The organism is Flavobacterium taihuense, assembly GCF_019351435.1.
Classification (GTDB): domain Bacteria; phylum Bacteroidota; class Bacteroidia; order Flavobacteriales; family Flavobacteriaceae; genus Flavobacterium; species Flavobacterium taihuense.
The window spans coordinates 1-19606 of sequence record NZ_JAHWYN010000029.1 but is presented as its reverse complement, the minus strand read 5'-3'; the positions used below and the strand labels follow the sequence as shown (position 1 = coordinate 19606).

General features: G+C 34.4%; 19 protein-coding genes. 8 read left to right on the top strand and 11 right to left on the bottom strand.

From position 1 onward, the window contains the following. Positions 1 to 121: 121 nt before the first annotated feature. The 8 genes from KZH69_RS19280 to KZH69_RS19245 form a co-directional block, all read right to left on the bottom strand. Complete coding sequence (locus KZH69_RS19280) at positions 122 to 322, bottom strand: DUF6132 family protein (RefSeq protein WP_219319109.1); 201 nt, start codon at positions 320 to 322, stop codon at positions 122 to 124. Then, complete coding sequence (gene trxA, locus KZH69_RS19275; RefSeq protein ID WP_219319108.1) at positions 319 to 621, bottom strand: thioredoxin; 303 nt, start codon at positions 619 to 621, stop codon at positions 319 to 321. The genes KZH69_RS19280 and trxA overlap by 4 nt, the downstream gene beginning before the upstream one ends. After that, positions 618 to 821: a hypothetical protein gene (locus KZH69_RS19270; RefSeq protein WP_219319107.1), complete on the bottom strand. Its 204-nt coding sequence runs from the start codon at positions 819 to 821 to the stop codon at positions 618 to 620. Before KZH69_RS19270 ends, trxA begins: the two co-directional genes overlap by 4 nt. A 3-nt stretch (positions 822 to 824) precedes the next feature. Then, entirely contained in the window at positions 825 to 1658 is an 834-nt protein-coding gene (locus tag KZH69_RS19265) for a methyltransferase domain-containing protein (RefSeq protein ID WP_219319106.1), read from the bottom strand. Between the two features lie 11 nt (positions 1659 to 1669). Then, positions 1670 to 1852: a YgaP family membrane protein gene (locus KZH69_RS19260; protein ID WP_369410688.1), complete on the bottom strand. Its 183-nt coding sequence runs from the start codon at positions 1850 to 1852 to the stop codon at positions 1670 to 1672. A gap of 245 nt (positions 1853 to 2097) precedes the next feature. Continuing rightward, complete coding sequence (locus tag KZH69_RS19255; protein ID WP_219319104.1) at positions 2098 to 3507, bottom strand: MBL fold metallo-hydrolase; 1410 nt, start codon at positions 3505 to 3507, stop codon at positions 2098 to 2100. Between the two features lie 79 nt (positions 3508 to 3586). Continuing rightward, on the bottom strand, positions 3587 to 4375 hold the full coding sequence (locus KZH69_RS19250) for a sulfite exporter TauE/SafE family protein (RefSeq protein ID WP_219319103.1): 789 nt from the start codon (positions 4373 to 4375) through the stop codon (positions 3587 to 3589). Between the two features lie 105 nt (positions 4376 to 4480). After that, on the bottom strand, positions 4481 to 5107 hold the full coding sequence (locus KZH69_RS19245; protein WP_219319102.1) for a Crp/Fnr family transcriptional regulator: 627 nt from the start codon (positions 5105 to 5107) through the stop codon (positions 4481 to 4483). 396 nt (positions 5108 to 5503) lie between these two features. On the opposite strand from KZH69_RS19245, the gene KZH69_RS19240 reads away from it, so the two are divergent. From KZH69_RS19240 to KZH69_RS19205, 8 genes are all read left to right on the top strand, one after another. Then, positions 5504 to 5809, top strand: a complete 306-nt coding sequence (locus tag KZH69_RS19240; RefSeq protein ID WP_219319101.1) for a rhodanese-like domain-containing protein — start codon at positions 5504 to 5506, stop codon at positions 5807 to 5809. 155 nt (positions 5810 to 5964) lie between these two features. Next, positions 5965 to 7545, top strand: a complete 1581-nt coding sequence (locus KZH69_RS19235) for an NADP-dependent glyceraldehyde-3-phosphate dehydrogenase (protein ID WP_219319100.1) — start codon at positions 5965 to 5967, stop codon at positions 7543 to 7545. A 597-nt stretch (positions 7546 to 8142) separates the two neighbouring features. Next, positions 8143 to 10029: a M1 family metallopeptidase gene (locus KZH69_RS19230; protein ID WP_219319099.1), complete on the top strand. Its 1887-nt coding sequence runs from the start codon at positions 8143 to 8145 to the stop codon at positions 10027 to 10029. 140 nt (positions 10030 to 10169) lie between these two features. Beyond that, positions 10170 to 10571 carry a c-type cytochrome gene (locus tag KZH69_RS19225; RefSeq protein WP_219319098.1) on the top strand — a complete coding sequence of 134 codons (402 nt, stop codon included), beginning with the start codon at positions 10170 to 10172 and terminating at the stop codon, positions 10569 to 10571. A gap of 410 nt (positions 10572 to 10981) precedes the next feature. Further along, positions 10982 to 14293: a sensor histidine kinase gene (locus tag KZH69_RS19220; protein WP_219319097.1), complete on the top strand. Its 3312-nt coding sequence runs from the start codon at positions 10982 to 10984 to the stop codon at positions 14291 to 14293. A gap of 25 nt (positions 14294 to 14318) precedes the next feature. Continuing rightward, complete coding sequence (locus KZH69_RS19215) at positions 14319 to 15668, top strand: sensor histidine kinase (protein ID WP_255558514.1); 1350 nt, start codon at positions 14319 to 14321, stop codon at positions 15666 to 15668. Positions 15669 to 15974: 306 nt separating this feature from the next. Continuing rightward, complete coding sequence (locus KZH69_RS19210; protein ID WP_219319096.1) at positions 15975 to 16358, top strand: response regulator; 384 nt, start codon at positions 15975 to 15977, stop codon at positions 16356 to 16358. Next, complete coding sequence (locus KZH69_RS19205) at positions 16351 to 17394, top strand: adenylate/guanylate cyclase domain-containing protein (RefSeq protein ID WP_219319095.1); 1044 nt, start codon at positions 16351 to 16353, stop codon at positions 17392 to 17394. The genes KZH69_RS19210 and KZH69_RS19205 overlap by 8 nt, the downstream gene beginning before the upstream one ends. 93 nt (positions 17395 to 17487) lie before the next feature. Here KZH69_RS19205 and KZH69_RS19200 read toward each other — a convergent pair whose 3' ends face one another. The 3 genes from KZH69_RS19200 to KZH69_RS19190 form a co-directional block, all read right to left on the bottom strand. After that, positions 17488 to 17904 carry a (R)-mandelonitrile lyase gene (locus KZH69_RS19200; RefSeq protein WP_219319094.1) on the bottom strand — a complete coding sequence of 139 codons (417 nt, stop codon included), beginning with the start codon at positions 17902 to 17904 and terminating at the stop codon, positions 17488 to 17490. Positions 17905 to 18103: 199 nt separating this feature from the next. After that, entirely contained in the window at positions 18104 to 19162 is a 1059-nt protein-coding gene (locus KZH69_RS19195) for an NAD(P)-dependent alcohol dehydrogenase (RefSeq protein ID WP_219319093.1), read from the bottom strand. A 278-nt stretch (positions 19163 to 19440) separates the two neighbouring features. Then, positions 19441 to 19590 (bottom strand): hypothetical protein, encoded by a 150-nt coding sequence (locus KZH69_RS19190; RefSeq protein ID WP_219319092.1) that lies wholly within the window; start codon positions 19588 to 19590, stop codon positions 19441 to 19443. Positions 19591 to 19606 lie beyond the last annotated feature (16 nt).

Here is a 19606-nt window from a genome sequence, read left to right as displayed (position 1 = left end):
TGATGCTAACTGTATGGTTTAACCGTTTGGTTAACAAAGATAGATAAAAAAAGTATTTCGGGTTGAAATACTTATGATTTATTTTTTTATGGTCCTGCGTTCTGATTTAGCAGTTAACGTTTTATTTCTGTTTTTTCTCTTCTTTCACAAACATATTAAACAACAATCCTCCCAGTAAACTACCATAAAGAGCGGAGTTTACAGGTTTTGAAGTGATAGCGCAACTGCCCGAAGCACAACCCACAAAGTGATAATATAAGTAACCGGAAATAGCTCCAACGACAATTCCGATGCTTGTTATAATAATTGCTTTTCGGGTCATGAGTTGCTTTTTTCTACAATCACTTTGATTAAATCAGAGGAGCTTAAAACTCCAGATTGTCTCCATAACTGCTTTCCGTTTTGAAAGAGAATCATAGTAGGTACGCCGCGAACTTGGTATTGAGCTGCGATTTGTTGGTTTTTATCGACGTCAATTTTGATGATGGATATACGGTCACCTAAATTGTCTTTGACTTGTTTCAGAATAGGAGCCAAAGTTTGGCAAGGTCCACACCAAGTGGCAAAAAAATCTACCAAGACTGGTTTTTCGGACTGGATGATATTGTTGAAAGTACTCATTTTTTACTGTATTTATTTTTTGGAATTGTACAGCCATTTGGCCCACAACCTGTATTAAAGATAGCCTGAATAAAGAAAAATAATCCAAAGGCGATGAAGAACCATTCGTTTGTATAATAAGCTTGTGCGAATAAAAATACAGCAAAAGCCAATCGAAAAATTCGCATTATATGCCAGTTGCTAAATAGTATATCTTTCATTTTTTATAGTTTCTTTCCAATTTTATATTTGGCATCGTAAGCGATTTCTTTTTGCAGAGTTTTCAATGCAACTTCATCTTTGCTTACAATCAATACTTCGGCAAAATTGCTGCTCATACTTACGTTTAAAACACTTTCAAGTGTAGAGAATTTCTCGGTAACGGTATTCTTGCAACCATTACAGGTGATGCCTTCAAATGGATATAAATTGACTAGCACTTCACTGTTTTTTTGTAATTCGATAAACAATTCGGAACCAGTTCTTGGCGTGGCAGAATTTTGACAAACATCCATTTTTAGAAAACTAAAAGCTTGTTGAAAAAGCAAATTATATTCTTCTTGGCTTCCGCCAAAAGGTGGGCCACTTTCAAATGTTCGGTTGAATAATAATCCAGCAATTTTTCCTTTGTTGGCCAATAGCTGATGCATTTTCCAAACATATTTTTGACGCATTGTTGGTGGCAAGGCGCAAAAGAATGTCTGTTCAATGATTAAATCATACTCGCCCTGATGTTCAAAAAAGTCTCCCAATACGATATTGATATTGGAAGTATTCTTGAATTTGGTTTTTAGATTTTCTATTAATGTTGGAGCAATGTCAATTACGGTAACGTTTGTAAAACCTTTATCTAGAAGATATTCCGCTTCGTAGGTATTTCCACACCCAGGGATTAAAATTTGAATGGCTTTGTCTTCTAAAGTATCAATATAGCTTTTTATAGGAGGGGATATTTCTCCTAAATCCCAACCAGTTGTATTGGATTGATATTGGTTGTCCCAATAGACTTTATCCAAAGGTTTTTCACAGGATACCACACAGCATTGTAGTTCTTCCATATTATTGTTTTTTATTGGTGTTTATGCCTAAAAGTTGTGTATAATGGGCAAAAACTAATGAAACTGGTTAGTAAAAAGATGATGGCAAAGGCTAATAAAACAATGGCTAGTGTGCCAGTTATAATACCTGAATAGTATAATATTGCAATTATAATTCCAATTATCGAACGAATCAATTTGTCTGTAGCACCCATATTTTTTTTCATGATAAAAGTATTTATTGGTTAATGAATTATTTTTAATTGCTAAAAATCTTTATTACCTAAACTTCAAATTTAAAGTAAATAGTATCAATATTATTTGAGCGTGAGGGATAGTAGCAAGCTACCGAAGTAGCGCGGATAGCTCGACAGCGTTGAGCAAAGGGGCTGTATAAGCGATGCTAAAAGTAAGCCCCTTTGCTCAACGGGGTCACGCCCTAAATGTTTTTTTATTGCTATTAAATTTTACTTTGACAAACAAAATCAGTTCTAGGAATATCAGTTTTGGCAATGGCGTTAAATCCGCCTTCTATTTCGGTAAAATTTCTAAACCCTCTGGCTTGCAAAATTGATGCTGCAATCATACTGCGGTATCCGCCGGCACAATGCATAAAGAAGTGCTCTTTTGGGTCGATATCTTTTATCCAATCGTTGATGTTGGCGAGCGGTTTACTGAACGCTTCTTCAATATGTTCGGCACTGTATTCACTTTCTTTGCGAATGTCAATAATTTTGCTTTCTCCAATTTTTACTTGTGTTTTGAATTGCTCGGCATTGATTCGGTTTACGGTATCAATTTCTTTGCCCGTTTTTTTCCACGCCTCAAAACCACCTTCTAAATGTCCCACTAAATTGTCAAAACCCACACGACTCAAACGTGTAACGGTTTCTTTTTCCCGTCCAAATTCGGTCACTAATATAATAGGCTGTTTTACATCGGCAATCAAAGCGCCCACCCAAGGAGCAAAATCACCATTGATTCCTATGTTTATGGATTGCGGAATAAAGCCTTTGGCAAAATCTCCATTGCTTCTTGTGTCCAAAATTAAAGCCCCCGTTTCTTCTGCTATTGCTTCAAATTCGTTAACTGATAAACCTTTCATACCTAGATCCAATACATTTTCAAAACTGGCATATCCTTTTTTGTTCATAGCCACATTCATCCCAAAATAGGCTGGGGGAGGCAGAAGTCCATCGGTTACTTCTTTGATGAATTCAGCTTCGGTCATATTGGCTCTTAAAGCATAATTGGTTGCTTTTTGGTTTCCAATGGTCGAAACGGTTTCCTTGCTCATGTTTTTTCCGCAGGCACTACCCGCACCATGAGCAGGATAAACAATGACATCATCTGCCAGTGTCATCACTTTGTCTCTTAGCGAATGATATAATAATCCAGCCAATTGTTCCTGTGTCATCGAAGCTGCTTTTTGGGCAAGATCAGGTCTTCCCACATCTCCAATAAACAAAGTGTCACCAGAGAAAATAGCATAATCTTTTCCGTTTTCGTCAATTAATAAATAGGTAGAACTTTCCATGGTATGACCTGGCGTATGTAATACTTTTATTATGATATTTCCAATTTCAAATAGTTGATTATCTGTTGCGACGATGGCTTCAAATTCGGGTTTTGCGGTTGGTCCGTAAACGATAGGTGCTCCAGTTTCTTTGCTTAAATCCAAATGGCCGGAAACAAAATCGGCATGAAAATGAGTTTCAAAAATATATTTCAGTTTGACACCATCACGTTCGATTCTGTCCAAATAAGGCTGTGTTTCTCTCAGAGGGTCAATTATAGCCGCTTCTCCATTGGAAGTGATGTAATAAGCACCTTGTGCCAGACAGCCTGTATATATTTGTTCTATTTGCATGGTATTTTAAATTTAATGTGATACAAAGTTACTTCTGTTTTATGATACTTTCTGTGACAAAAATTACTTTAACGTAAGTTTAATTGAATACGATTTCCTTAATAATAATATAGATTCCCATAATTAGAATGAACCAACCAAAAATGGGTTTGAGTTTATCTCCGTCTAATTTTTTGGATAATTGGGTACCAATAATCATTCCGATAAAAGCCATGCCTGAAATAGTTAACAAGAATGGATAATTTATTGGAGTTCCAATGTATAAATCACCCACAAAACCGATAGAGGAATTGATGAAAATGATTAATAATGAGGTTCCAACGGCTTGTTTCATGGGTAGGTTGGCAAAAAACAAAAGTGCAGGAATAATTAAAAAACCTCCTCCAGCACCCAGAAAACCTGTCACAATTCCAACTATTGAACCTATTATTGCTAATTGCAAGTAGTTAGTGCCAACAGATTGAATTTGTGAATTCGTTTTGCGAATCATTGAAAATGAAGCAGCCATCATCATGACAGCAAAAACAATCATGATTAATAGGTTTTTAGTTATTTGAAAATCATCAATTGTAAAAAGGACATTGGGAATTTTTAGAAAAATTACTTCTCGGATAATCAATATGGAAAATACGGAAGGAACGGCAAAATAGAGGGCCGATTTGATTTTGAGATTCCCCATTCTGTAATGACTGAAACATCCCGATAATGCAGTAATTCCGACAATAAATAAGGAATAACTAGTCGCTAATTTTGGGTCTATTTTGAATAAATAAACCAATATCGGAATGGTCAAAATAGAACCACCGCCACCAATTAGACCTAAAGAAAGCCCTATTATTATTGAAGCCAAATAACCGAAGTATTCCATGATTTTTTATTTGCGGCAAAGATGCGAAGACTATTGTTGATGTAAAGTAACTTTTGTCACTTTTGAATAAGTTATGAGTTTTGGGCTATGAAGTCAAACTTCTAACTACATTAATATCTCAATCTGGTTGCGATGCAAAAGGACTAAACCTCGTTGTTCCATTTTTTTGAGTAATCTCGAAATCACTTCTCTGGAAGTATTCAAATCCGATCCGATTTCTTGGTGTGAAAGTTTTAGTTCCTTGCAGCCACAGGCTTCGACCTGGCGTTTTAGATAAAATTCCAGGCGTTCATCCATGGCTCTAAATGCGATGCTATCGATAACTTCCAAGACTTCTTCAAATCGATTGCGATAGGTGCCAATTACAAATTCATACCAAGTACGATGTTCCATCATCCATTTGTCCATTAAAGACAACGGTACCATTACTACTTCCGCATCTTCAACCACTTTGGCCATAATTTGACTTTTTTCATTCTTAGCGGCGCAAACCATAGACAGTGCACAAGCTTGACCAGGCTGCAGATAATACATAAAAAACTCACCACCATCATCATCTTCACGATAGACTTTGATAGTTCCTTTGGTTACCAGAATAGTGTTTTTGATGTATTGACCAGTACGCATAATGACTTCGCCAGCACTGAAGTTTTTAATAACTTCATTTTTTTTTATGTCTTGAATTAACTGGTTCGAAAAGGAAGGGAATGTGTTTTTTAGCTGCTCTGACATTTTGATTTACATTTTGAAATTAGCAGGATTACCAATACTGTAAAAGTAGTAAAAAAGGAGAAGTTTTCGATAAATGAAAAAGGAAGGACACATAATTAATTATGAAATATAGAAAAGAAGAGGATAATAAAGTCTTTATTTTAAACTATAAATAATAGATGTTGCGATTCACTGAATATTGATTTTCACGAAAACGTTTTCTTTACTTTATTGATTAATTCACAAAAAAGAGGTGATTTGTTTGAGGAAAAACCCGTATTTTTACATAAAAATATGTATTATGAAATAGGCATGACCCTAAATAGGTCGTGAACACCACAGAATATATAGTACTGGAGTGATAGCGAGTAGGCGAAGCAATTTTATATTGGATTAAAAAATAAAAAAGATTTAGATATGAATTTAACGCAAGAAGATTGGATTTCACAATTTGAAACCGATGAGAAAGCAGTAATGCTAGATGTGAGAACAGAAGATGAATGTGATCAAGGTATAATAGAAGGTGCTATCAATATTGATTTTCATAAAGGTCAGGAGTTTATTGATGCAATTGCAGCATTAGATAAAAATAAAAATTATTATGTGTATTGTCGTTCAGGGGCTCGAAGTGCAAAAGCATGTGAAATTATGAATGAGTTAGGAATTGAAAATGCCTATAATTTGCTTGGAGGTATAATAGAATGGAATGGTGATATAGTGTAATATCAAACTTAAAGAGGCAAAAGCCTCTTTTTTAAATTAAATATGAAATCGCCATGATTTTCATAAACAAATAGTGAATAAGAGAAATATGGTGATGCTATATTTCCAAAATTTTAATATTATCTCGATATAAAACAACCAAAATAACCAAAAGAATGAATACAATACCTCAAGAATTTCAAATTACCACACCGCTTATTCAAGATACTTATTTGGTAAATGGTAAATTGAAAAAATGGACTGGAAAAACTACACCCGTATATTCTACAATTTCTTCAACTGAAAAATATGAGCCAACATTATTGGGTTCAATTCCTTTTATGGGAGAAGCCGAAGCGCTTGAAGTAGCTGAATCGGCAAGAGCGGCTTTTAATAACGGACAAGGTTTATGGCCAACAATGAAAGTGGTTGACCGTATTAAATGTATGGAAAAGTTTGTTGCCCAAATGAAAGAAACCCGTTCCGAAGTTGTGAAGCTTTTGATGTGGGAAATTGGAAAAACACTTGGTGACTCCGAAAAAGAATTTGACAGAACGGTAGAATACATTAATGATACTATCGAAAGCTACAAAGAATTAAACAGTCGTTCGGCACATTTTTCTAAAGTGCAAGGGATAAATGCCATGGTACGAAGAGGACCAATAGGAGTTGTATTATGTCTTGGACCTTACAATTATCCATTGAATGAAACCTTTACATTGCTTATTCCGGCTTTGATTATGGGAAATCCTGTAATATTCAAACCAGCAAAACATGGTGTTCTGTTAATATCACCATTGTTGGAAGCTTTTAGAAGCAGTTTTCCAAAAGGAGTAATCAGCATTGTTTATGGTAGAGGTCGTGAAATCGCTTCGCCAATAATGAAATCAGGGAAAGTAGATATTTTGGCTTTGATTGGTAACAGTAAATCAGCTATCGCTTTACAGGATCAACATCCAAACAAAAACAGATTGCGTTTGGTATTAGGATTGGAAGCCAAGAATCCAGCGATAATTCTACCAGATGCTGATTTGGATTTGACAATCCAAGAATGTATCGCGGGTACTTTATCTTTTAATGGTCAAAGATGTACTGCATTGAAAATTATTTATGTGCACGAGAATATAGCTGCTGAATTCAACAAACGTTTTGCCGAGAAAGTGGATGCTCTTGTTTTTGGAAACCCATGGGAGAAAGGAGTTTCTTTGACGCCGCTTCCAGAAACCGAAAAACCGGCTTACATTCAGGAATTAATTGATGATGCAACCAGTAAGGGTGCCAAAGTGATTAATGCAAAAGGAGGGGAGCATTCTGATAATTTTATATTCCCAGCCATTTTGTTTCCAATAAATAAAGAGATGCGAGTGTATCATGAAGAGCAATTTGGTCCAGTGGTGCCTGTTTTGACTTTCAAAGATATCCAAGAACCATTGAATGATATGGCCGAATCGAATTACGGACAACAAGTGAGTTTGTTTGGTAAAAATATTAAAACCATTGCGCCGCTTATCGATACTTTGGTGAATCTGGTTTGTAGAGTAAACTTGAATAGTTCTTGCCAAAGAGGCCCAGATGTTTTTCCATTTACAGGAAGAAAAGATTCAGCTTTCGGAACATTGAGTATTCACGATGCTTTGCGTTCATTCTCAATTAGAACTTTTGTAGCGTCTAAGGATAATGCTTATAATAATGAAATTTTACAGGAATTGTTGAATAGCAAAGAATCCAATTTCATTAATACCGATTATATTCTGTAATCGTTTTTTACATTTTTTTAAAGACCGTCTCGTTACAAGGAATGAGACGGTCTTTTCGTTTTTAAACCATAGAAAAAAGAATGCTGATTTTATATAATTAACTGTTTTTAAGTTTGATAGTGAAGTATAACTTGTAAATTGTTTATATTTGTAAGGGGAGTCTCTTTGCTGTTTTTTTTACCCAAACTATTGAACAAGTATTATTCTCTATTGATTTATAAATTTCTTAAAATAAATAAACATCAAAAAGAAAATAAAAATAGCCGTCAAAAATGTCCACGAACGTTTACATCGTGAACCTTATTATGTTCATCCCAAATTAAAATTCATTCCTAATATAGTGATTAATCTCATAACCTTATGCATTGCTTTAACTTTGATTACTGCTGTTTTGTATCTATTGATTCGCTTTCTGATAAAAGCATTTTATCATTTGTAATCAAAAATAGAACTAAACATATCTTAGGGAATCGTTTTATTTTGTGATGATAATTTAATAAAATACAGAAAAAGTGTATTTTTTTTGTTACAAATTTTCTCGTTTTTAGACATACTAGTTATTATTAATAACAATCATCAAAATCTAAAAATCTGGAAATGAAAAAGCAAGCCCCATTTCAATTACTGTTAGTTATTATTTGTCTAGCGCAAAGCAGTTTTGCACAAGAACTTTATATGCCTAGAAATATTAAAGAAGCTTACGCAAAAGAAACTCGTTCTATGGATGGAAAACCAGGAAAAAAATATTGGCAGAATCATGGTAAATACACTATGGATATTACTGTAAACACAACTACAAAAATAGTAAGTGGAACTGAAACTATTATATATGAAAATAACAGCGGTGACACTTTGCGAAATATGGTAATACGTTTTGTAAATAATCTGCATAAACCGTCTTCTCCCCGGAGTGGCAATGTAAGTGATGATTTTTTGTCAAATGGATTGATCATTACTTCTTTAAAAATAAATGGAGAATTGTATAAAGAGGATGCCAGAAAATGGGGAACTGTTGGGAATGTTAAAATGAATAAACCATTGCCACCAAAGTCTAAAGCAACCCTTGAAGTTGAATGGAATTATCCTTTGTCTAAAGAGAGTGGAAGAGAGGGGCAAATAGATGAGACTACTTTTTATGTAGCTTATAGCTATCCTAGAGTATCAGTTTTTGATGATTATAATAGATGGGACAGATTGCCTCATTCCGATCGTCAAGAGTTTTATAATGATTTTAATGACTATACTTATACCGTAAAAGTACCCAAAAATTATGTGGTTTATGGGACGGGTGATTTATTGAATCCAGATGAAGTATTGCAACCTGAGTTTTCATCACGATTGAAAAAATCATATACAACAGATGAGGTAATGCACATTGTAAATGAACAAGAAATGAAAGAAGGACGTGTAACCCAACAACAAGATTGGAACAGTTGGAAGTTCCAAGCCAATAATATTACCGATGTTTGTTTTGCTTTAAGTGATCATTATGTATGGGATGTGGGAAGCGTTGTTGTAGATGCCAAAACTAATCGCAGGACAAGCACTCAAGCTGCTTATGATTTAGTAAAAGGAACCGATTTTAGGAATTCTGTTAAAAATAATAACTATGCATTGTCTTGGTTTTCTAATAATTGGCCAGGTGTTCCTTATCCATACTCCAAAATGACTGCTTTTCAAGGATTTGCAGATATGGAGTATCCTATGATGGTTAATGATTCTCAAACTGGTGACCCGGTTTTTGCCCAATTGGTGCAGGACCATGAAATAGCACATACTTATTTTCCTTTTTATATGGGGATAAATGAAACCCGATATGCTTTTATGGATGAAGGATGGGCTACAACATTTGAATATTTGATTGGCATAGCCGAACACGGTAAAGAGGCAGCCGATAAATTTTATAAAGAGTTTAGGGTTAATCAATATATAAATGACCCATCAACAGAGGAAGACCAGCCTATAATTTCAATGTCAACACAGGTGTCGGATGCGGGATACGGTAATAATTCATATGGTAAAGCTTCACTTTCTTATCTTGCCCTGAAGGATATGATTGGAGATGATCAATTCAAAAAATCATTGCATTTTTATATGGAAACATGGAACGGAAAACATCCAATCCCTTGGGACTTTTTCAATTGCATGAATACCAGTTCGGGTAAAAATTTAAATTGGTTTTTCAATAACTGGTTTTTTACAAATAATTACATTGATTTAATGATTGAAAAAGTAGAAAATTTGAATTCAAAAAGTGCAATTTGGATTAAAAATGTAGGTGGTTTTGCCATCCCTTTTGATGTTATTATTATGTACAAGGATGATACAAAGGAGATTTTGCATCAAAATCCAACCGTTTGGCAAGCCAATCAAAAAAACACAGTAATTTCCTTGAAATCAATCAAAAAGATAAAATCGATTTCTCTTGATAATGGTGTATTTATGGATGCTACTCCGTTAAATAATGTATGGAATAATCAGTAAATTACGATTTTATTTGCTATTTGTTAATTTATGTTGATTATTTTGGTTTTTGTTTGGAAAAGATGAATTTTATGATAAATATCAGTTTTAATACTATAACGTTTTCTTAAATTTGATGTATAATTTAATAGCACTAAGCCATGAAAGTAGAATTTAAATTTTTAGTAGTACTAGCTTTACTAATCGTGACAGGGACAAAAAGTATTGCGCAAGAAATAAGCTGGGTTGCACCAGAATATTCTAATTCATTGAAAAATCCTTTTGTAGGAAATCAGAAGGCAACAGATGAGGGGAAAGCAATTTTTAATCAGATGTGTGTTTTGTGTCACGGTGTAAAAGGACAGGGAAATGGAGAAGCAGGTCTTACCTTGCAGCCACATCCTGCTAATTTTTTGGCTTTGAATGTAAAAAGTCAAACAGATGGTGCTATTTTTTGGAAAATTACCAATGGAAAAGCTCCCATGGCCACTTATTTTGAACTGCTAACTGATGATCAACGCTGGAAATTGGTCAACTATATACGAGAATTAGAAAAAAAATAGTTTTGAATTAGTAAAGAAAATAATTTTTTTTTAAGAGAAACCGCCACCATTTAAGCTTTAAGAGGTGACGGTTTTTTTTATGGACCAAAAGGAAACATGCACTTTTATTACTATTCTTTTTTTTGGAAGCGTGCGGAAATTGTTCCTTCATCAATAGTGTTTGCATTTAAATTGAAAATAGCATAATAAGTTTGTTAATTTTTATGTAATTTTAGTACTTTTAATCTGTTGATATAGATTTAGTTAAGTTTTTTATTTTTTGCTATCCAATCTACCCTGCGAGTTATCGGTTTTCAAATGTCTTAGGCTTATTCCATTATAAAAGAAGACGTTGATAATCGAAAAAAATTGCCCAAGAAGATTTAGTGCGTAAGGTTGTATTCAAACCAATTAATAAAAATAGCTGAATTATGAAAAAGCACTTTTTTGTTTTCCTATTAGTCAGTTTTCAGGTATTTTACTCCTCAGTTTCCGCACAACTTAATCCTAATAATTTCACAACTTACCCTGATTTAGGAGGTAGCTTAATCTTGGATATGATTACGGATAGGCGAGGTGTTGTTTGGATCGCAACCAGTAATGGACTGGTGCAATATGACGGGTATGAGTACAAACATTATGATACAGATCCCAAAGATTCAAAAAAAATGGGCAGTATTTTGACCAACATCCTTTTTGAAGCCAAAGATGGTCATATTTGGATTGGCTGTACCGATCTGCTAAGTGAATATAATCCCATAACAAAAACATTCAAGAATTATAATTTTTTAAAACTCACGGATTTTCCTTCTGGTTCACGACCCGCAATAATTACTATAAATGAAAATTCGAGAGGACGGATTTATTTTGGTGCAGATTCTTTTGTTGGTATTTCGGCTTCTCATGCTCTTTTTTATAAAGATGAAAACAGTAATAAACTTAAACGTTTTGATTCTCCAAATAAAGAAGAAATAAAAAATGTTTATAAAGCTACTATAGACCCTTTTGGTAATACATGGATATTTGCGGCCAATGGTCTTTTTAGGATTGATAAAGATAATAACATTCAAAAAGAAAAATGGCCAATCCCTGAATTTCTGACTAATAAATACTACAACACTATCAAGAGTGATGCTAAAGGAAATATTTGGATGACATCAAGCAGTGCTGTTCATTCAGTTCTCAGTGTCAGGAATGCCAATACCGGTAAAGTAAAATCTTATCCTTTGAAACAATCATTCTCAAAAAAGAATAGTGAGTTTATGATCACTGAAATGGAGTTTGATTCAAAAGGCAATATTTGGCTTGGGACCACTTATGGTTTACTGCATTTTGATTTGAAAAAAGAGCAATTTGAAGAGGTGAATGAAAATCAACGATTGGCAAATAATGTTCTTACTTGTCTCCATTTGGATTCCTTCGATAATCTTTGGATAGGGACACAAGCTCAGGGATTTCTTAGATATAATAATCGAACCGTATTGAAATCCTATGTTTACAAAGCAGAAGATAAAAATTCCATTACTTCGGGCTGGGTCAATAAAATATTTGAAAGTGGTGATGGCAAAATTTGGATGGCTACTGGAGCTGGTCTTGATGTTTTTGATCCCGTAAAAAGTTCGATTACACCTTATCCGATTGCAAAAATGGTGCCTGGCTCAAATTGGTGTAATGGAATTGGCTTGTATTCAGCTGAAGAGATTCTATTGGAAACAAACCTTGGTTATTTTCTGTTTAACACCAATAATAAGAGTTATAAAAAAATTATTCTTGACCCTAAATTGGATAGACTTTTTATTTTCAATCTAATTAAAGACAGTCAAGGGAATCAATGGTACTGCACAATTAAAGGGGTTTTTGTGCTGAAAAATAATGAAAAGACTCTAAAACATATAGATTTTAAGGGAACTCCGGGATTCAATAATAGCGATATTGAAGTAAATAATATGTACGAGAGTCCTAAGATCGGAATATGGTTGCTTACCAGTGGCGGATTGTACCTGTATAATTATGTGACCGATAAAGTATCAAGGTACGGATATGATACGGAAAAAGGAGATATTTTAAAATCGCAAGACATAAATTCATTATATATTGATAAAGAAGGAATAGTTTGGGTTGGAACTTGGGGTGGTGGTCTTAGTAAATACAATATCATAACAGGAAAAATTATTACGTATACGACTAAAGATGGTCTACCCTCTATGGGGATTCAAGGTATTTTGCCAGACGAAAAAAACAAAGCACTTTGGCTTAGTACCTTTGATGGAATTAGTAGGTTTAGTCTTGCGGAAGGACAATTTAATAATTTTTCGATGGAAGATGGTATTCAGGGGCGTCTGTTTGCCGATGGATCATGCTTTAAATCATCGGGAGGACTTATGTTTTTTGGAGGTAGTAATGGTATCACGGTATTTAATCCAAATGCTATATCGAAAAATTCATCCCCTCCAAAAGTATATATTACCGATTTTAAAATTGGGGATATTTCAATATATTATGGACTCGATTCTATTCAAAAATATAAAAAACCATTACCCAAAGATTTTATTCTAAAGTACAATCAAAACAGTATTTCCATCAATTATACAGGAATACATTATGCCAATCCCAACAGAAATAAATTCACCTATAAACTGGAGAATTATGATAACAACTGGCGTGAAGTAGGTAATATTCGAACTGCATATTATTATGATCTGCCTCCAGGTAACTATACTTTTAGGGTAAAAGCTGCCAATAGCAATGGTGTTTGGAATAAAGAAGGGGCTTCTGTTACATTTAGTATTACTCCTCCTTGGTGGCGCACTTGGTGGGCGTATACGTTATACGGAATCCTCTTCTTAGGTTTCGTCTTTTTGATAGACCGTTTTCAACGAAAAAGACTGCTAGAAAAAGAGCATACTTTGGCCAAAGAAAAAGAGCTTGCCCATGCCAGAGAAATTGAGAAAGCTTTTAATAAACTCAAAACAACTCAACTTCAACTCATTCAATCTGAAAAAATGGCTTCGCTTGGGGAACTCACCGCTGGGATTGCCCATGAAATTCAGAATCCATTGAACTTTGTTAATAATTTCTCTGAAGTAAGCATGGAATTGATTGACGAAATGGAAGAAGAAATAATCAAAGGCGATACTACCGAAGTGAAAATTATTGCTAAGGATATTAAGCAAAATCTGGAGAAGATAAACTTTCATGGTAAACGTGCTGATGCAATTGTAAAAGGCATGCTACAACATTCCCGTATTAGCTCTGGGCAAAAAGAACTAACGGATATCAATGCGCTTGCCGATGAATATTTGAGATTGGCTTATCATGGTTTGCGCGCCAAAGACAAAACTTTCAATGCAGAATTGGAAACTCATTTTGATGCAACTCTCCCAAAAGTTAATATGATTCCGCAAGATATTGGTCGGGTTTTGCTTAATTTGTTTACCAATGCTTTTTATGCGACACACCAAAAACAAAAAACAACAAAAGATTACAAACCAGTTTTAGCTGTGACAACAACTCAAAAAGGAGATTATGTTGAGATTACTGTAAAAGACAATGGCACAGGAATTCCAGAAGGAATTAAAAGTAAAATAATGCAGCCTTTTTTTACCACAAAGCCTACCGGTGAAGGAACTGGTTTGGGATTGTCATTGAGCTATGATATTGTGGTAAAAGGACATGGAGGTACAATCAATATAGAAACGGAGGAAGGAAAAGGTGCAACCTTTATTATAACATTACCAATATGATTAATACTATTTAATTCAATTAAAGATGAACTTTGATTATATTCTATTGATAATTGTTTTCAGTTATTTGCGAAAAACATTGCAAAGCAAAATCCTATTACCTCAAATCGACAAGTATTTGTTTATGGGTTTTTGGCTTTCGATTATGCTTTTAATTGCTGAACTTTTTCTGCATACCAAGGAAGGTATTACTGCTTGGATAGCACATGGAATGTTATTTATAATACTATATTTTTGTCTAACTCAAAAAGAGTTTAAAACGGTTAAGTCTTTTATTTATTCGATTGTGCCTTTTGTGATTGTCAATTTTATAGAGGATTTTGCGGAGCTTATTAATTCTTCTTTTCATGATGAGTGGAATAATTATTTTGATACTGCCATTGTTTTTTCAATCATTTGGTTTTTTGCCATGTTTTTTATTACCAGAAAACAACGCAAAGACATGGAAGCAGAACAGTTAAAAGCGGTAGAGCGAGAAAAAGAATTCCAACAGTCTGAAATTCTAAAAGCAAAATTAGAAATCCAGGTAGCAGAACGCACTGCTGAGATCCTCGGTCAAAAAGAGGAATTGCAAAAAGCACTTGATAAACTTAAAATAACCCAAGCACAATTAATACAATCCGAAAAAATGGCATCACTTGGTGAACTCACGGCAGGTATAGCTCATGAAATTCAGAATCCTTTAAACTTTGTCAATAATTTCAGTGAGGTAAGTAGTGAACTTTTAGTTGAAATGAACGAAGAAATAGTTAAAGGAGATTTTGAAGAGGTAAAAATTATTGCAAGCGACATCAAAAAAAACTTAGAAAAAATAAATTTTCATGGCAAGCGTGCCGACAGCATTGTAAAAGGTATGCTGCAGCACAGTCGAACTGGAAGTACGATTAAGGAAGCTACCGATATAAACAAACTGGCTGATGAATACCTGCGGCTTGCCTATCATGGACTTCGTGCCAAAGACAAAAGTTTTAATGCCGACTTAATTACTGATTTTGATTCATCCTTGCCTAAAATAAACGTATTTGCGCAAGAAATAGGTCGTGTATTGCTGAATTTATTCACGAATGCTTTTTATGCAACACATCAAAGACAGAAAAAATCTGGGGAAGCATACAAACCAACAGTTAGTGTTACAACAGCTCTTAAAGATAATGCCGTTGAAATAACGGTAAAAGATAATGGTGTTGGAATTCCAACGGCCATTAAAGACAAAATAATGCAGCCGTTCTTTACAACTAAACCAACAGGAGAGGGTACCGGTTTAGGGTTATCTTTAAGTTATGATATAGTGGTAAAAGGACATAGTGGTTCCATTTCCATCGATAGTAGGGAAAATGACTATACCGTTTTTACAATTTTGCTTCCGATGGAGTAATATTAATATTTATAGATAACCCCCATTGGGTGAAATTATTTTTTACCACATAGAAACATAGAATTTGTATTTTTTAAAAGGAAGAAATAGACGTTTTACTATTCACATAGGTATTCTATGTGTGAAATAGTGCTATTTCTATTTATTCTTCGCCTATTTAGCATTAATCTATGATTCTATGTGGTTAATTTTTTATTTTAATTTCACCCTACGGGTTATAGATAATAAAATTTGTAAATTTAACAAGCTATAAGTGTTTGGTAATCATTTGTTTTTGATATCAATCGTTCAAAAAAATAGTTAGATATGAAGATACTGGTAGTAGATGATGAAGCCGATGTACAGCCGCTTTTTTTACAACATTTTCGTAAAGAATTACGCCATCATGATTTTGAATTTGACTTTGCCCTTTCTGGAGAGGAAGCATTAGAATACCTTAAAGGCAATGGTTTGGAAGTGGTACTTATATTATCTGACATCAACATGCCAGGAATGAGCGGTATTGATTTATTATCGAAAATCCGGCATGATTATAATGCATTGTCACCCGTTGTGATGATGATTACCGCTTATGGGGATGAAGAAAATTACAGACAAGCTATGGAAAAAGGTGCGGATGATTTTTTGACAAAACCACTGGATTTTAATCTATTAAAAGAGAAACTAAAAAAAATCATGAACAATGGCTAAGATACTTGTAGTTGATGATGAAGCGGACCTAGAGATTCTGGTAAAACAAAAGTTCAGAAAAAAGATTCGGGAGAATGTTTATGAATTCATTTTTGCCCAGAATGGGGAAGAGGCTTTGCAGAAAATTTTGGAGCATCCAGACTTGGATATCGTACTCAGCGATATTAATATGCCTATAATGGATGGATTAACTCTGTTAAGTAAATTGCCCGAAGCCAATCCGATTTTGAAAGCGGTTATGGTATCTGCTTATGGAGACATGCACAATATACGCTTGGCTATGAATAGAGGCGCATTTGATTTTGTTTGCAAACCCGTTGATTTCGATGATTTGGATTTAACCATGGAAAAAACAATATCACATGTCAAACAATTGCAGGAAACCATTAAAGCCATCAAAGAAAATAATATTCTCAAGATGTATGTAGATGAAAACGTAATAAATTTTATGGGCAATAAGGAGTTTGAGAATAGTCTCCTTAAAAATGAAATGCTGGAAGCAACAGTGCTTTTTGTAGATGTATGTAGTTTTACTTCGATTACAGAGCTATTTCCAGCAAATACAGTTGTGAATTTGCTTAATGGCTTATTTGATACAATTGTAAAAGAAATTATAGCTCAGGATGGCCATGTTGATAAATTTATGGGCGATGCTGTTATGGCTGTCTTTAGAGGAAATTATCATCTCGACAGAGCTATTGATGCTGGACTTGCTTTAAAAAAGCAAATCCAAAATAGTGAAGAAATAACAGTTGATGATAAAAAATACAAACCGCAAATCTCAATAGGTATAAACTCCGGAGAAATGGTATCGGGGAATATTGGTTCGGCATCTTTAAAGCGCTTTGATTACACGGTTATCGGTGATGCAGTAAATACGGCGCAAAGATTGCAAAGTGTTGCCAAACCAGGTCAAATTCTTATTTCGGAGGAGGTTTATCATATTGTAAAAGAATCTTTTAAGTGTGTATTAAATGGTGAATATGTATTAAAAAATAAATCAAAACCAGTAAACACTTACGAAGTAATTGAATAATATAATTGAGTTGCTAAATACAAAAAACGGTAGTACTTATAAATTTAAGTGCTACCGTTTTTTAGGAAGTAAATGTTGAATTAATTACCTTTTTTATTCATTATAACTATTGAATTCCGCATCAGTTACTCTTTCGAGCCAATCAATAGAGCCCTTTGGAGTTATAGCCGTAATCGCAATATGTGTCAACGTACTATCGACCGAAGCACCATGCCAATGCTTAACATCAGCGGGTATTTTAATAACATCTCCTCTTTGAATCAATTGTATCGGTTTGCCTTTTTCCTGATAGTAACCAATTCCATCGGTTACAATAAGGATTTGACCTCCTGGATGGGTATGCCAATTGTTACGGGCACCGGCTTCAAAAGTCACGTTAGCAATTATGCTATTAAATTCGTTTTCATTCACCAATAATTTAACCCAGGCATTTCCTGTAAAATAATCTGGATTTGCTGCGTTGCCTTGAGGAAAAATTGAATTTTGTTCTATTTTATCTGCTGTGTTCATATATTTTTTTATTAAGATTCTAAGTTGCTAAGATACTGAGATTCTAAGATTTTGAATTAATGAAAAAGTTTTATAGTCTGATAAAAAATCTGTGTAAATCCGTTTGATCTGTAAAATCCGTGGGCTATTACGCAATCAAGGATAACTGCTGCTTTTTCAATCTTAGAGTCTTAGTATATCAGAGACTTAGCAACTTTTTTTACCCTTTAAGCGAAGCCATATCAATTACAAAACGGTAACGGACATCACTTTTTAGCATTCTTTCATACGCTTCGTTGATGTCCTGCATTTTGATTAATTCAATTTCAGATACAATGTTGTGTTCTCCACAAAAATCAAGCATTTCCTGAGTTTCGGCAATACCACCAATCAAAGAACCCGCAATTGATTTTCTTCCCAAAATCATTGGGACAGAATTTAAAAAAGGATCTAATGGGCCTAAATAACCCACCAAAACCAAGGTTCCATTCGTTTTTAAAGTACCAACATAAGGATTCACATCATGAACATAAGGAACGGTATCAATAATCAAATCGAATTTTCCATTTACAGCAGTCATGTGATTTTCATCAGTCGAAATAACAACGGCATCAGCACCTAATTCCAAGGCATCTTTTTCCTTATTTGGTGTTCTGGAGAAAAGGGTAACTTCCGCTCCCAAACCTTTGGCTAGTTTGATGGCCATATGTCCTAATCCTCCTAAACCTACCACTGCGACTTTGCTCCCTTTTCCAACTTTCCAGTGGCGAAGCGGTGACCAAGTGGTTATTCCAGCACACAACAAAGGAGCTGTCGCAGCCAAGTCGAGATTGGCAGGTACTTTAAGAACGAAGTGTTCATCCACCACAATTTTTTCCGAATAACCACCATGAGTCATTCCTCCTAAATGCTTGTCAGGGCTGCCATAAGTCCCAATCCAACCCGTTGTACAATATTGTTCCAAATCGTGTTTGCAATTATCACAAGTGTGACAGGAATCAACCAAACAACCCACCGCAGCCAAATCACCTACTTTTAGTTTGGTAACATCACCTCCAACTTTGGTTACTTTTCCCACAATTTCGTGACCCGGAACTACAGGATAAGTCGTAAATCCCCAATCATTTCTTGCAGTGTGCAAATCGGAGTGACAAACACCGCAATACAAAATTTCGATTTCAATATCTTTCGCAGTTGTATTTCTGCGTTGGATATCCATTGGTTTCAAAGGAGCATCAGTTGCTACTGTACCGTAAGCTTTTACATTTGTGGTTTCCATTCGATTAGATTTTAAATTATTTTTTTAAAAATTTATTTCAAGGCACATAAAGATACTGAGTTTTTGGTTAATTATTTAATATTGTGGGAATTAACAAAAGTGTTTTTACGTTTTTTTAGGAGCAGAAAATCCATTTTTATAGACATATTCAGTCCCGCTGTCCGCTAAATCTTTTCCTGGCTAAAGGAGCCAGGAAAAGGATATCGCTTCCATCGGGGCTAAACGAGAAATTTAGTTTTTCATAAAATTTTAGCCGATCGTATTGTTGTGCTTTGCGTTCAGGAGCGGATCTGTTTTATTATATAGTTAGTCGTTACATGCAAATTCCAGTGATATTGACCACCCAATTCCAATTTAAAGTGACCACCTGATTCCAATTCAAAATGACCACCTAATTCCGGAGCAAAATGACCACCTCCATTTTTCATTAAAAACTACTTTTTT